Consider the following 12,959-nt stretch of genomic DNA (forward strand, 5'->3'; position numbering starts at 1 on the left):
ATGGCTACTTTGAGTGCTAAAAACCTTGCTAAAGCCTACAAGTCACGACAGGTTGTTCGCGATGTGAGTCTTTCTGTCTCAACGGGTCAAATAGTCGGCCTTCTTGGGCCTAATGGCGCTGGTAAGACCACTACATTTTATATGATTGTCGGCTTGGTAAACCTAGATAAAGGCAAGATTGAGATTGACGACAACGAACTCACTCACCAACCAATGCACGAGCGTGCACGCCGCGGAATTGGCTACCTTCCACAGGAAGCATCAATTTTTAGAAAGCTTACGGTACATGAAAATATCATGGCTATTTTACAAACCCGTAAAGATTTAAATTCACAGCAGCAAGAAGAAGAAGCTGACGCCCTACTTGATGAATTTAATATCAACCATATACGTAATAGTACTGGGATGAGTTTGTCAGGGGGCGAGCGCCGTCGTGTTGAAATTGCACGCGCTTTGGCCGCAAAACCACAATTTATTTTGTTAGACGAACCATTTGCTGGTGTTGACCCAATATCAGTTAATGATATAAAGAAGATAATACAACATCTTCGGGATAGGGGCATTGGTATCCTTATCACAGACCATAACGTACGCGAAACATTGGATGTTTGCGAGAAAGCGTACATTGTGAGTCATGGCGAGCTTATTGCGCAAGGAACGGCGGAACAGGTTTTAAGTAATCAAAAAGTAAGGGATGTATACCTAGGCGAACAATTCAGGCTATAGTTAGTGTAACCGAATTGTCATTTTTCAGTTTAGCTCTGGTATATTTAATTTAGAGCATTTAAATAAGACGTAGATGAAACCATCTTTACAGCTAAAATTTAGCCAACAACTTACCATGACACCACAGCTTCAGCAGGCAATTAAACTGCTGCAGCTTTCTACGCTTGATCTCCAGCAAGAGATACAAGAAGCACTCGATTCAAATCCACTATTGGAAGTGGAAGAAGGCAATGACGAGCCACAGCTAGAAAAGAACAATATCGACAACGATGACAGCGGCTCTGAGGCCACTGCTTCTGCGTCTAGTGACACGTTAGAAGCGGGTGATGCATTAGAGAAAAATGACCTTCCCGACGAGCTACCTATCGATAGCACGTGGGATGAATATTACTCAGCTTCATCTGCGCCAGCGCCAGGCCCGTCTAATGACGACGAGCAAATCTTTCAAGGCGAAACCACTGAAGATATTCAAGAACATCTTCTTTGGCAAATGCGCCTTACTCACTTTTCAGACACTGACCGCGCAATTGCTACTGCTATCATCGACTCTATAGACGAATCCGGTTATCTAACCGTTACCCTTGAGGATATTTTAGAAGCAGTAAATGACGACGACTTAGAAGAGCCAATAGAGATGGACGAAATAGAGTGCGTACTTAAACGCATTCAGATGTTTGACCCCATTGGCTCAGGTTCCCGAACGCCTCAAGAATGCCTTATGGTGCAGTTACGTCAGTTTTCAGACGATACACCGTGGCTTGCTGAAGCAAAGCAACTGATTGAAGAGTACTCTGACTTACTGAGCAGCAAAGACTATCGTACGCTTATGCGTAAAAGCCGATTGAAAGAAGATCAGCTACGCGAGGCAATGCGTTTACTGCAAACCTTGAATCCTCGCCCAGGTAGTGCTTTAGTTACTAAAGAGCCTGAGTACGTTATTCCTGATGTCTCAGTAACCAAGAAAAATGGCCGTTGGGTGGTTGAGCTGAACCCCGACAGTCTGCCTAAATTAAGCGTTAATCAACAATACGCTGCAATGAGTCGCCGTGCCAAGAATAGTAGCGATTCACAATTCATCCGCTCACACATGCAAGAGGCTAAGTGGTTCATAAAGAGCCTTGAATCTCGTAACGAAACCTTAATGAAGGTTGCAAACTGCATTGTGCAGCAGCAAATGGGCTTTTTTGAGCACGGCCCGGAAATGATGAAACCAATGGTGCTAAATGATGTCGCAGAAATGGTAGATATGCACGAATCCACTATTTCGCGAGTGACAACGCAAAAGTACATGCATACGCCACGTGGAATCTTCGAATTGAAGTATTTCTTCTCAAGCCACGTTGCAACAGAGTCTGGTGGTGAATGTTCATCTACAGCGATTCGTGCATTGATCAAGAAATTAGTGGCTGCGGAAAATCCTAGTAAGCCGCTAAGTGATAGCAAGATTGCTTCATTGTTGGCCGAACAAGGCATTAAAGTTGCCCGGCGAACAATAGCAAAGTACCGGGAATCGTTGTCGATCCCGCCGTCGAACCAACGCAAAAGCCTTATTTAATCGGGCTTAATAATATAAGGAAGACGAAATATGCAAATCAACCTTACTGGTCATCATGTCGAAATCACCGACTCTTTGCGTAATTATGTCGATACGAAGTTCAGCAAACTTGAACGTCACTTTGATCACATTTCTAATGTGCATGTCATCCTGAACGTTGAAAAATTAAATCAAAAAGCCGAAGCGACCGTTCATTTAAGTGGCGCTGAAGTATTCGCATCCTCAGAAAATACCGACATGTATGCGGCGATTGACAGCATGGTTGATAAACTCGACCGGCAGGTAATCAAGCATAAGGAAAAACTGAAAAAACATTAGTAGTTAATTAAGCATGGATATACAAGCCATCGTAAGTCTGGACCGCACCGAGTGTGCGGTTCAGTGTAATAGTAAAAAGCGAATTCTTGAGATCATCGCTGATATCGCTGCCAAGCAAAACGAAAACATTGACCAGGCAACGGTACTTAATAGCTTAATGGCTCGAGAACGTATGGGTAGTACAGGCATTGGTAATGGCATCGCTCTGCCCCACGGACGCCTGCCGGGCCTTGAGAAAGTGATTGCCATTGTTGTAACCAGCACGCCAGCTATCGACTTTGACGCCCTTGACGAAAAACCTGTAGACATCTTTTTTGCACTGCTTGTTCCCGAGGAACAAACCGAAGGACACCTTCAAACGCTGGCTACCGTGGCGGGTAAACTTAGCGACAAAGAAACGATTAAGGCAATACGTCGCGCAACAACGAGCGACGATATTCTAACTGCATTAAGTTAATCGTTGTGCGCCTAAGTATTGATAGTTAGGCGTGTTATTCGACAACGAGTATGCGATAAAACCAGAGTATTAGGGAGAAATTAGGTGAAGCTGATCATTATCAGTGGTCGTTCGGGTTCTGGTAAGTCTGTCGCACTTCGCGCATTGGAAGATTTAGGTTATTACTGTGTTGATAATATCCCGGTAAACTTACTTCCCACCTTAACCCATACAGTTGTTGACGAATACGATCAGGTAGCGGTAAGTATTGATGTTCGCAATTTGCCTAAGAACCCTGACGACTTGGTCGAAATTCTAGATTACTTACCTTCTTCGTGGTCGATGACTATCGTTTACATTGACGCGAGCGATGATGTACTGGTTAAGCGTTTTAGCGAAACACGTCGTCTTCACCCTCTCGCCAAGCTTAATAAATCGCTTTCAGAAGCCATCAAAGCCGAATCAGCTCTACTTGCGCCTATTGCTGAACGCGCAGATTTATATTTAGATACAGATAAGCTTACCATTCACCAACTGGCAGAGTTAATTCGAGAGCGTATCTTGGGTAAGAAAAGCTCACGCCTTGTGCTTGTTTTTGAGTCGTTTGGCTTTAAGCACGGTATTCCTAAAGATGCGGATTACGTTTTTGATGCCCGCTTTTTACCTAACCCCCACTGGGAGCCCGATCTTAAACATCTGACCGGTTTAGACGCACCGGTGGAGGTATTTTTGGGCTCGCAACCCGTAGTTACGAAGTTTATTTGGCAGATTCAAAACTTAATGACCACATGGCTTCCCCATTTAGAGCGCAATAACAGAAGTTACGTAACCGTAGCGATTGGCTGCACTGGCGGCCAACACCGCTCGGTTTATATCGCACAGACCCTGTCGAAAACCTTCAGTGAAATACACCCTGATGTTCAAATTCGCCATAGAGAGCTGAATCAGTAATGACTATTCAAAAAACGCTAACTATCGTCAATAAGTTAGGGTTGCATGCAAGAGCGGCGACCCAACTGGTTAAACTGGCGAATCAATTCGACGCTAAAATCATCTTAAAAAAAGGCGATAAGGAAGCAGACGCAAGCAGTGTATTGGGATTAATGATGCTTGAAAGCCATCAAGGTGAACAGGTAGATGTAATTGTGGACGGCAGTGATGCTGTTGATGCACTTGCAGCTATTGAAGAACTTATTGAGGGAAGATTTAACGAAGACGAATAGTCTTATTTGCCCAATCCATTGACCAATTAATCAACACTTAGCGCAGTTATCTTAAAATCCTGCGCAAAACCTACGCAATTATCATGACAGACTCATCATAATTGCGATATTCTACGCCCACTTAGGCTCTATGGCCTGCATTGTTCATCTTTTAGCTTGTAGGAATAACGCCTTATGGCAGAAGCGCTTGTTTCTAAATACGTACAAACTCAGTTACGCGCACTCAACGCTGCGTTGACCAACGGTCAATTCGTATCTGTACGTAAGCTTCTGCTTGAATTACCACCTTCAGACGTCGCCCACATTCTTGAATCTAGCCCTAGCAGAACCCGTGACGAATTATGGGAGCTCATTGATGGTGACTTTCACGGCGACATTTTAGAAGAACTTTCTGACGATGTTCGAAACGGTATCATTACAAAGATGCTTCCCGCTAATGTGGTTGACGCACTTGAAGAGATGGATACCGATGACTTAGCAGAGACGCTAAGCAGTCTTCCAGAGCCAGTACTGGCCGATATTCTAGATTCGATGGATGCACAAGATCGCGTGCGCGCGGAGCAAGCGCTGTCTTACGGTGAAGAAACCGCTGGTTTCATCATGAACACCGACACCATCACATTACGTCCTGATGTGACCATTGACGTGGTTTTGCGCTATATCCGTTTAAAAGGCGAGCTGCCAGAGAATACGGATACTTTTTACGTAGTAAATCGAACTGACAACCTTGTTGGTATTGTTCCAGTTACCCGTTTACTCACCGCAGATACCGACGATAGAGTGTCTGACGTTATGGACGAGGAATCTGAAGCGATTCCTGTGAATATGCCCGACGATGAAGTGGCAAGCCTGTTCGAGCGATACAATTGGCTTTCAGCACCTGTTGTAGATGAAAACCATCGCTTAGTGGGGCGAATTACCATTGACGACGTGGTTGACATTATTCGTGAAGACGCCGAGCACTCGATGATGAGTATGGCGGGTCTTGATGACGACGAAGATACCTTTGCTCCGGTTATGCAAAGTACTAAACGCCGCTCCGTGTGGCTGGCCGTTAACTTGGTCACTGCGCTGATGGCTGCTATGGTGAGTGATTTATTTGAAGCAACGCTCAGCCAACTAGCTGTGTTAGCTATTTTAAATACCATCGTGCCGAGTATGGGAGGCGTGGCTGGTAACCAAACGCTGACCCTGGTTATTCGCGGTATGGCACTAGGCCATGTAAATGCCAGTAACTCACGATGGCTTATCAGTAAAGAAATATCCATCGGCTTTTTAAACGGTGCCATTTGGGCGGTGCTTATTGCCTCTGTCATTGCGTTATGGAAACAAGATTACATGCTGGGCGTAATTATTGCCTTTGCCATGATGGTAAACATGATTGCGGCTGCTTTAGCGGGTGCAACCTTACCTATGATCATGAAGCGTCTTAAGATAGACCCTGCGCTAGCTGGCAGTGTTATCTTAACTACGATAACCGATGTAGTGGGTATTTTTGCTTTCTTAGGTACTGCGACGCTGTTTCTAATTTAAGTTAATTTTGAACTCTCATGCCTGATAGGGCATGGGTGAGCTAAACAACACTCATGCAATAAGCGCTTTCGCTATGTATCCATTGACGTTCAGCTTGTAACCCACACCCCAGACGGTTTCTACTAGCTGTCCACCATTTTCAATACTGTTGATTTTATCAAGCTTAGTGCGTAACCGATTTATATGGGTATTCACCGTGTGCTCGTAGCCTTCGTGGTTATAGCCCCACACCTCACTGAGCAATTGATTGCGAGAAAAAACTTGGTTTGGATGACGACAAAAATAATCCAGTAGCGCAAACTCCCTAGCCGTTAGCGTTAGCACTTGGCCATTTAAGGTTACGCTATGAAATCGCTGGTCGACTTTAAGGGGTCCTATTTCGATGCGCTCTTCACTACCTTGAGATGGTCTTACATGTTCTTGGCTAGGCATACTCCTACGCATATGGGAGCGAATACGGGCAGTAAACATGCGTGCATCAAATGGCCCTGATAGATAATCATCTACGCCTACTTCATAGTAGTTTGCTTCATCTACCTCTTCGTCGGCCACATCGTCTGCCATCGCGTCACTTTCCACCGCCATCACCCAACTTTCTGGGTTCGTCTCAACAAGGCCTTTTATACGATTAAGGCAGATAATATCTCTATGCGACTCAACAATAATAAGCGAATAATGTTGCGCCTTAAGCAAAGACTCTGCGGATTGAAAATTAGAAACTGCGTCGTAAAGAAAGCTATGCTTACTTAAGCATTGCGATATGTTCTGTTGAAACATATTTCCACTGTAGATGATAAGGATCATATCTCGCTCCTAATTCGCCAATAAAAAACAAGACCAGTGCGTTCGTGGTTTTCTTTCACAGTGATTACAATTTTTTTATAAAAAATATAAATTCAGAATTTATAACAGCATTGTTATTTATTGAGACGAATCTGTGTGCGTTTTGTGAAAGTTCTGTGATGAATTGGACATTTTACTGCCCTAAATTTTTATACGATTTAAGCCATAAATAAGGACAATAAAATGAAATTCACTAAACTTGCTAGCGCAACGCTTTTGTCGCTAGCAGCAGTATCAGTAAGCCAAGCTGTCACTTTAGACATTGAAATTACCAACCTGACTCAGGCGCAGAGTTTTACGCCGCGCTTAGTCATAGCTCACGATGACACCGTCGATGCCTTTGAAGTTGGGCAACCTGCGTCATCAGCTCTAGCGTGGTTAGCTGAAGCGGGTGTTATTGACGACGAACAAAATGCTGATTCAAGCGGCGCAAACTTTGAAGCGTTACTCGGCCCTGTTGATACCGACAATGGTTCAAATACGTGGCACCGTTTTGGCGGACTTCTCGCGCCGAAAGCTACGTTAAGCTATCCCTTCGATACTATGGACAAGCCATATCTTTCGCTACTTTCCATGCTAATACCTACTAACGACGCTTTTGTTGGTATGGACAGTATTGAAATTCCAACCGAGCCGGGTACCTACACTTATTACCTTAATGCATACGATGCCGGTACTGAGCTTAACGATGAACTAAATAGTGCCCGTACAGATGTTGTTGAAGCTGGAACTGGAAATACGCTGGGTGGATATGGCGTACCGGGTGTTGCCGGTGGCGGCGCTCCAACTCGTATTGTTGATTTGGGTACAGGTGGCACGGGTGTGGGTGCACAAATCGTTAATGGCGAAATTGAAGATGGTGAAGATGGCCCAGTACACATCCACCGCAATGCGCTTGGTGATACTGATAGCGCCGCTGGTGCAAGTGATCTGGACTCTACCGTACACCGTTGGTTGAACCCAGTAGCACGTATAGTTATTACTGTTCCTGCATCTTAAGGAGCCAATACGATGAATAATCCAATAATTAAACTCAGTACATTATTGATGCTTTCAGCGCTTCTTGCTGCCTGCGGCGACGATGGTGATACAGGCCCTCAAGGACCAGCTGGTCCGCAGGGGGAAGCAGGTACTGACGGACAAGATGGTACGGATGGTCAAGACGGTTCGGACGGACAAGACGGTATTAACGGTAATTCTGCGGTTTATACCGTACAAATTACCAACTTAACCTACTCTCAACCCTTTTCACCTGCCGCTGTCATATTGCATGAGTCAGGCTTCCATTCATTTAATGAAGGCGAGCCAGCCAGCATGGGCATTGAAATAATGGCTGAAGGCGGTGACCCGTCTATGGTCATTACTGAAGCCATGGACTCCACGGACTTTTTGGATGCGCAAAACTCTGGGGGCATATTGGGTCCTCGCTCAATGGGCGCAGAACTAACTCTTGTAGTTCCAGAACTCGATTCTGACGACCTTCGCCTTACGGTAACGACCATGCTGGTCAACACCAACGACGCATTCACCGGCTTAAACGCTGCGAATGTAAGCAACATGGCGGTTGGTGATATAAAAACGTTCATGACAGTGACTTGGGATGCGGGTACAGAAGCAAATACAGAAACAGCTGCTACTATGCCAGGCCCTGCCGCTAGTGCAGCGGGTGGCGGCGGAGAAGCTGCGGGCTATGATGTGGTAAGGGGTGATCTTGCCGATGCAGTAAGACTTCACCAAGGTGTAGTCACTAGTGCAAACGCTGACGATCCAAGCCGTGAGGGTCTATCCACATCGGTACTAACCGAGGCCCATCGCTTTGATTTCCCAACGAGCCGCGTGGTGATAACCCGAACCCGTTAAATGGTCGAACGCAGTACACGTGAAAGCGCCCTATTACACAGGTAATGGGGTGTTTTTACTTTTGTGCGAAGGGGAAACGGAGATAAAACTTAACGGGAATAAGAAAGATAGGCGCTGGCTTTGCTGAGTAGATAAACTTCACAAAACCAGGCTAATACGTTATTTGATAAGCTATTTAATAAGTTACTTAATAAGCTAATTAATAAGCTACTTAATAACTTTAAGGGTAGGCTTACCCTTTTTAGGTGGAACAGGTGCGTCTTTCACGTCGCTTGCATCAGCATCTTCCAGCGACGTCGGGCCGCTAGGTTGAGAAACATCTTCAGATGTTTCTGGACGCTCTTGCTGCGCACGAGCCACATCTTCTTCAGTGGCGAATACTGTACCTGCACCATTTTCTCTTGCGTAAATAGCCATTACCGCTTCACAAGGCATACTTAATCTTCTAGGTTGCCCAGAGAAGCGCGCTTGAAACGATAAGCCATCTAAATCAAGAGAAAAGTTAACACACGCACTAGGTGATACGTTTAAAACGATCTGGCCGTCTTTAACGAATTCCTGCGGCACTTCAACCAACTCGTTGGTTGCATCTACCACAATGTACGGCGTTAAGTCGTTATCAACAATCCACTCATAAAAAGCCCTAAGCAAATAGGGCTGGTTTGACGTCATAGATGTCATAGCGGGTTGTGGATCTCACGCTCTTGGTCAGTCAAAGACGCTTTAAATGAACTACGAGAGAAAATACGGTTCATGTAAGCGTTAATTTCTTTGCTGCCAGCACCGTTTAGTTCAATACCTAGTGCAGGTAAACGCCATAATAGCGGAGCAAGGTAGCAATCAACTAAGCTGAACTCTTCGCTCATAAAGTAAGGCATTTCACCAAATACAGGCGCAAGAGATAGCAAAGCTTCACGCAGCTCATTACGTGCTGCTTCTACATCACCTTCGCCACGGAAAATACGGGCAGCAAGCGAGTACCAGTCTTGCTCGATGCGGTGCATCATAAGGCGGCTCTGACCACGTGATACTGGGTAAACCGGCATAAGTGGTGGATGAGGGAAACGCTCATCAAGGTATTCCATGATGATGTGCGACTTGTAAAGTACAAGCTCGCGATCAACTAGAGTTGGAACAGTACCGTAAGGGTTAAGCTCCAACAGATCTTCAGACAAGTTGCTAGGATCTGTGTAGCTGATTTCAACACCCACACCTTTTTCTGCCAACACAATACGCACCTGGTGGCTATAAATATCAATTGTGTCAGAGAACAACGTCATAATAGAACGTTTATTCGCGGCTACGGCCATTCAATTTCCTCCGTCGAGAAACAAGTTTACGCTTACAAACGGTAAGCTTATTACGTTAACTCGTGCTACCTGAAGACCCTATTTACTAGGATTTTCAGATAGCACGAGTAAATACCAAAAAAGGGGGCGAGAAGCCCCCTTTTCATATTATACATAAATCTGTGCGATTAGTGCACTTCTCGCCAGTATTCTTTCTTCAGTAAGTAAACAAATACAAACAATACTGCGATAAAGATAAGTACCCACTTACCGATTTTGTGAGATTCAAGTTTAGAAGGCTCACCTGTGTACTCTAGGAAATTCACGATATCGGCAACAGCTTGGTCGTACTCGTCAGGAGACATTGCGCCAGTACCATCTGACTTAATGCCTACATAACGCTTAACCATTTCGCCATCAACCATTTGCTCTTCATAAGTACGTGTTGGCGTACCTTGAAGTGGTTGAAGTACGTGTGGCATACCTACTTCAGGGAATACTGTGTTGTTCACACCAAATGGGCGGCTTTCGTCAACATAGAAAGAGCGCAGGTAAGTGTAAATCCAGTCTTCGCCACGAACACGAGCCACTAGCGTTAAGTCTGGTGGAGCAGCACCAAACCAGCCAGCAGCCGCCTCTTCAGGCATTGCACGAGTGATGTAGTCAGACACTTTTTCACCCGTGAACTGCAGGTATTCTTGACCTAGTTCGTCAGGAATACCCAAGTCTTGGAATGAACGCTGATAGCGCTGATACTTCATTGAGTGACAGCCTAAGCAGTAGTTCATGAACAATTGTGCACCGCGTTGTAAAGACGCCTTATCGGTTAAATCGATAGGGGCTTTATCTAGGTGTACGTTCCCGCCTGCCGCAAGCGCTACGCCAGGTAGGAAGAAGGCTAAAAAGCACATCATTTTTTTCATTTAGAAATCCTCTCTGGCACAGGTTTAGTGTTTTCGTTTTTGCTGTACAAGAACAGTGCTAGGAAGAAACCGAAGTACATTACCGTTGCAACTTGCGACGCAATGATTTTCCAGTTTTCTTGCGGTGTACCACCTAGGTAACCTAGGAAGATAAACACAATTGCAAACACGATAAGGTTTACTTTGTGTAGGCCACAACGATAGCGCCATGACTTAACACGACCACGGTCTAACCAAGGCAGAGCAAATAGCGCAGCAATTGCACCGAACATCGCTAATACACCGAATAGCTTATCAGGAACCGCTTTTAGTACAGCGTAGAACGGTGTGAAGTACCAAACAGGGAAGATATGCTCAGGTGTTTTAAGTGGGTTAGCAATTTCAAAGTTAGGGTGCTCTAGGAATTTACCGCCCATTTCAGGGGCAAAGAACAGCACGTAAGTGAACAATGCTAAGAATACACAGAACGCCACAAGGTCTTTAAGTACGATGTGTGGGAAGAACGGCAATACGTCATCAGCAATGTCGTACTTGCTTGTGTAGTATTCATGAATTTCATACTTCGTCTTTTCAGACTCAGGTAGTGAACCTTTCTTGTGCTTGATAGCGATACCATCAGGGTTGTTAGAACCCACTTCGTGAAGTGCAATAATGTGAAGGAACACAAGAATAACGATAACCAACGGCAACGCAATAACGTGTAATGCGAAGAAGCGGTTTAGTGTTGCGCCAGAGATAACATAGTCACCTTGTAGCCAAATAACAAGGTCAGGACCAACAACAGGAATAGCACCAAATAGTGATACGATTACCTGCGCCCCCCAGTAAGACATTTGTCCCCAAGGTAGAACGTAACCCATGAAAGCTTCTGCCATAAGCGCTAGGTAAATAAACATACCAAACACCCATAGAAGCTCACGAGGCTTCTGGTAAGAGCCGTAAATCATGCCACGGAACATGTGTAGATATACCACAATAAAGAACGCTGATGCGCCAGTACTGTGCATGTAACGAATGATCCAACCGTAGTCGATCTCACGCATGATGTATTCAACAGAAGCAAATGCGCCTTCTGAAGATGGAACGAAGTTCATGGTCAACCAAATACCAGTAACAATCTGGTTCACCAAAACGATAGTTGCTAGAAAACCGAACACATACCAGAAGTTCATGTTCTTTGGAGCAGGATATTGAAGAGCGTGCATATTCGCAACGCGCATCATTGGGATGCGCTCTTCAATCCAACCTAGGAAAGCATTCATATTACACGGCCTCCGCTTCTGAACCGATGATGATGTTATTGTCATCAACGAATTGATATGGCGGTACGACCAGGTTCAACGGTGCAGGAACGTTTTGGAATACACGTCCAGCCATGTCGAATTTCGAACCGTGGCACGGGCAGAAGAATCCATCTGGAACGCCTTCAACCACTTCTTCAAATGCACCGTCTTTAAGATGCTGTGGAGAACAACCCAGGTGAGTACAGATACCAACAAGGATAAGGTACTCTTCCTTCATTGAACGGAAACGGTTTTGAGCAAAGGCAGGCTGCTGCTCAGCTTCAGAGTTAGGATCTTTCAGCTTATCTTCGTGCGCGCCTAGTTCTTCAAGAATTTCAGGCGTACGACGTACAATCCATACAGGCTTGCTTCGCCACATTACACGTACTAATTGTCCAGGTTCAATCCCGCTGATATCTACTTCAACGTCAGCACCAGCGGCTTTCGCTTTGGCGCTCGGATTCCAGGACGCAATAAAAGGCACAGCAGCACCAACGACACCTACACCACCAACTACCGACGTGGCAACGGTCAAGAACCGACGACGAGTGTTGTTTTCTGGCTGGTTTTCATTGTGTGCAGACTCTGTTGCATCTACAGATACATTGCTCATCCACATTTCTCCAGGTTTGGATAATTATGATGTGTAACCCAAGCTTATACTGGTTTTATCACGCTTGCGTCATGCATCATATGGCTTGTCATGACAGCGACGTAACAGCAAAAATTTACTGATTTACGAAGTCACGAAAGTTTTCAAAATTTTCGACCGCAAATGATAAAAGAAAAGCCCTTATAAACACAAGGTTTTACTGATATTTAAGCGACAATTTAATTCAAAAGGTGTGTTTAGGTGTAGTGAGGGAAAGGCCTAAAATCAAGGTTTTGAAGAATATTTGGTAAGATAACACCAGCAAATTAAACCTTTGTTATGAATTGTAGAGGCTTGAAGACTTTACTGAATGTGGGA

15 protein-coding genes are annotated in these 12,959 nt (G+C 45.0%); 9 read left to right on the forward strand and 6 right to left on the reverse strand.

All coding sequences use genetic code 11. The features are described from left to right. From lptB to mgtE, 7 genes are all read left to right on the forward strand, one after another. On the forward strand, positions 1-726 hold the full coding sequence (gene lptB, locus RJ41_RS09145; protein WP_014948343.1) for an LPS export ABC transporter ATP-binding protein: 726 nt from the start codon (positions 1-3) through the stop codon (positions 724-726). 73 nt (positions 727-799) lie between these two features. Next, on the forward strand, positions 800-2,281 hold the full coding sequence (locus RJ41_RS09150; protein ID WP_039219641.1) for an RNA polymerase factor sigma-54: 1,482 nt from the start codon (positions 800-802) through the stop codon (positions 2,279-2,281). A 30-nt stretch (positions 2,282-2,311) separates the two neighbouring features. Further along, on the forward strand, positions 2,312-2,599 hold the full coding sequence (gene hpf, locus RJ41_RS09155; protein ID WP_012517338.1) for a ribosome hibernation promoting factor: 288 nt from the start codon (positions 2,312-2,314) through the stop codon (positions 2,597-2,599). A 13-nt stretch (positions 2,600-2,612) separates the two neighbouring features. Further along, positions 2,613-3,056, forward strand: a complete 444-nt coding sequence (ptsN, locus tag RJ41_RS09160; protein WP_039219648.1) for a PTS IIA-like nitrogen regulatory protein PtsN — start codon at positions 2,613-2,615, stop codon at positions 3,054-3,056. Positions 3,057-3,140: 84 nt separating this feature from the next. After that, positions 3,141-3,986, forward strand: coding sequence for an RNase adapter RapZ (rapZ, locus tag RJ41_RS09165; RefSeq protein ID WP_039219650.1), 846 nt, complete (start codon positions 3,141-3,143; stop codon positions 3,984-3,986). Continuing rightward, on the forward strand, positions 3,986-4,258 hold the full coding sequence (locus RJ41_RS09170; protein WP_014948339.1) for an HPr family phosphocarrier protein: 273 nt from the start codon (positions 3,986-3,988) through the stop codon (positions 4,256-4,258). Before rapZ ends, RJ41_RS09170 begins: the two co-directional genes overlap by 1 nt. Before the next feature lie 174 nt (positions 4,259-4,432). Continuing rightward, complete coding sequence (gene mgtE, locus RJ41_RS09175; protein WP_039219653.1) at positions 4,433-5,791, forward strand: magnesium transporter; 1,359 nt, start codon at positions 4,433-4,435, stop codon at positions 5,789-5,791. Positions 5,792-5,842: 51 nt separating this feature from the next. Here the strand turns inward: mgtE and RJ41_RS09180 are convergent, their stop codons facing one another. Next, complete coding sequence (locus RJ41_RS09180; protein WP_039219654.1) at positions 5,843-6,595, reverse strand: response regulator transcription factor; 753 nt, start codon at positions 6,593-6,595, stop codon at positions 5,843-5,845. A 222-nt stretch (positions 6,596-6,817) separates the two neighbouring features. Between RJ41_RS09180 and RJ41_RS09185 the strand changes: the two genes are divergently transcribed. Beyond that, positions 6,818-7,633 (forward strand): spondin domain-containing protein, encoded by an 816-nt coding sequence (locus RJ41_RS09185; RefSeq protein WP_039219657.1) that lies wholly within the window; start codon positions 6,818-6,820, stop codon positions 7,631-7,633. A 12-nt stretch (positions 7,634-7,645) separates the two neighbouring features. After that, a complete protein-coding gene (locus tag RJ41_RS09190; protein WP_039219659.1) occupies positions 7,646-8,494 on the forward strand; it encodes a spondin domain-containing protein in 849 nt (282 codons plus the stop codon). Positions 8,495-8,701: 207 nt separating this feature from the next. Here the strand turns inward: RJ41_RS09190 and RJ41_RS09195 are convergent, their stop codons facing one another. The 5 genes from RJ41_RS09195 to petA all read right to left on the reverse strand — a co-directional run bounded on the left by RJ41_RS09195 (position 8,702) and on the right by petA (position 12,602). Further along, positions 8,702-9,175 carry a ClpXP protease specificity-enhancing factor gene (locus RJ41_RS09195; protein ID WP_014948334.1) on the reverse strand — a complete coding sequence of 158 codons (474 nt, stop codon included), beginning with the start codon at positions 9,173-9,175 and terminating at the stop codon, positions 8,702-8,704. Further along, complete coding sequence (gene sspA / locus RJ41_RS09200) at positions 9,172-9,804, reverse strand: stringent starvation protein SspA (RefSeq protein WP_012517332.1); 633 nt, start codon at positions 9,802-9,804, stop codon at positions 9,172-9,174. The genes RJ41_RS09195 and sspA overlap by 4 nt, the downstream gene beginning before the upstream one ends. Before the next feature lie 167 nt (positions 9,805-9,971). Next, a complete protein-coding gene (locus RJ41_RS09205; RefSeq protein WP_014948333.1) occupies positions 9,972-10,706 on the reverse strand; it encodes a cytochrome c1 in 735 nt (244 codons plus the stop codon). Next, complete coding sequence (locus tag RJ41_RS09210; RefSeq protein WP_039219662.1) at positions 10,703-11,968, reverse strand: cytochrome b; 1,266 nt, start codon at positions 11,966-11,968, stop codon at positions 10,703-10,705. The genes RJ41_RS09205 and RJ41_RS09210 overlap by 4 nt, the downstream gene beginning before the upstream one ends. A gap of 1 nt (position 11,969) precedes the next feature. Then, on the reverse strand, positions 11,970-12,602 hold the full coding sequence (gene petA, locus RJ41_RS09215) for a ubiquinol-cytochrome c reductase iron-sulfur subunit (RefSeq protein ID WP_014948331.1): 633 nt from the start codon (positions 12,600-12,602) through the stop codon (positions 11,970-11,972). Positions 12,603-12,959: the final 357 nt, after the last annotated feature.

It is taken from the genome of Alteromonas marina (assembly GCF_000808575.1).
GTDB classification, from domain to species: domain Bacteria; phylum Pseudomonadota; class Gammaproteobacteria; order Enterobacterales; family Alteromonadaceae; genus Alteromonas; species Alteromonas marina_A.

What these genes read in the sequence shown, in the direction of transcription:
- RJ41_RS09205 (WP_014948333.1), bottom strand. Translation starts at nt 10,706, where the DNA reads ATGAAAAAAATGATGTGCTTTTTAGCCTTCTTCCTACCTGGCGTAGCG.
- petA (WP_014948331.1), bottom strand. Translation starts at nt 12,602, where the DNA reads ATGAGCAATGTATCTGTAGATGCAACAGAGTCTGCACACAATGAAAAC.
- lptB (WP_014948343.1), top strand. Translation starts at nt 1, where the DNA reads ATGGCTACTTTGAGTGCTAAAAACCTTGCTAAAGCCTACAAGTCACGA.
- RJ41_RS09170 (WP_014948339.1), top strand. Translation starts at nt 3,986, where the DNA reads ATGACTATTCAAAAAACGCTAACTATCGTCAATAAGTTAGGGTTGCAT.
- RJ41_RS09210 (WP_039219662.1), bottom strand. Translation starts at nt 11,968, where the DNA reads ATGAATGCTTTCCTAGGTTGGATTGAAGAGCGCATCCCAATGATGCGC.
- RJ41_RS09150 (WP_039219641.1), top strand. Translation starts at nt 800, where the DNA reads ATGAAACCATCTTTACAGCTAAAATTTAGCCAACAACTTACCATGACA.
- RJ41_RS09185 (WP_039219657.1), top strand. Translation starts at nt 6,818, where the DNA reads ATGAAATTCACTAAACTTGCTAGCGCAACGCTTTTGTCGCTAGCAGCA.
- RJ41_RS09190 (WP_039219659.1), top strand. Translation starts at nt 7,646, where the DNA reads ATGAATAATCCAATAATTAAACTCAGTACATTATTGATGCTTTCAGCG.
- hpf (WP_012517338.1), top strand. Translation starts at nt 2,312, where the DNA reads ATGCAAATCAACCTTACTGGTCATCATGTCGAAATCACCGACTCTTTG.
- ptsN (WP_039219648.1), top strand. Translation starts at nt 2,613, where the DNA reads ATGGATATACAAGCCATCGTAAGTCTGGACCGCACCGAGTGTGCGGTT.
- mgtE (WP_039219653.1), top strand. Translation starts at nt 4,433, where the DNA reads ATGGCAGAAGCGCTTGTTTCTAAATACGTACAAACTCAGTTACGCGCA.
- RJ41_RS09195 (WP_014948334.1), bottom strand. Translation starts at nt 9,175, where the DNA reads ATGACATCTATGACGTCAAACCAGCCCTATTTGCTTAGGGCTTTTTAT.
- sspA (WP_012517332.1), bottom strand. Translation starts at nt 9,804, where the DNA reads ATGGCCGTAGCCGCGAATAAACGTTCTATTATGACGTTGTTCTCTGAC.
- RJ41_RS09180 (WP_039219654.1), bottom strand. Translation starts at nt 6,595, where the DNA reads ATGATCCTTATCATCTACAGTGGAAATATGTTTCAACAGAACATATCG.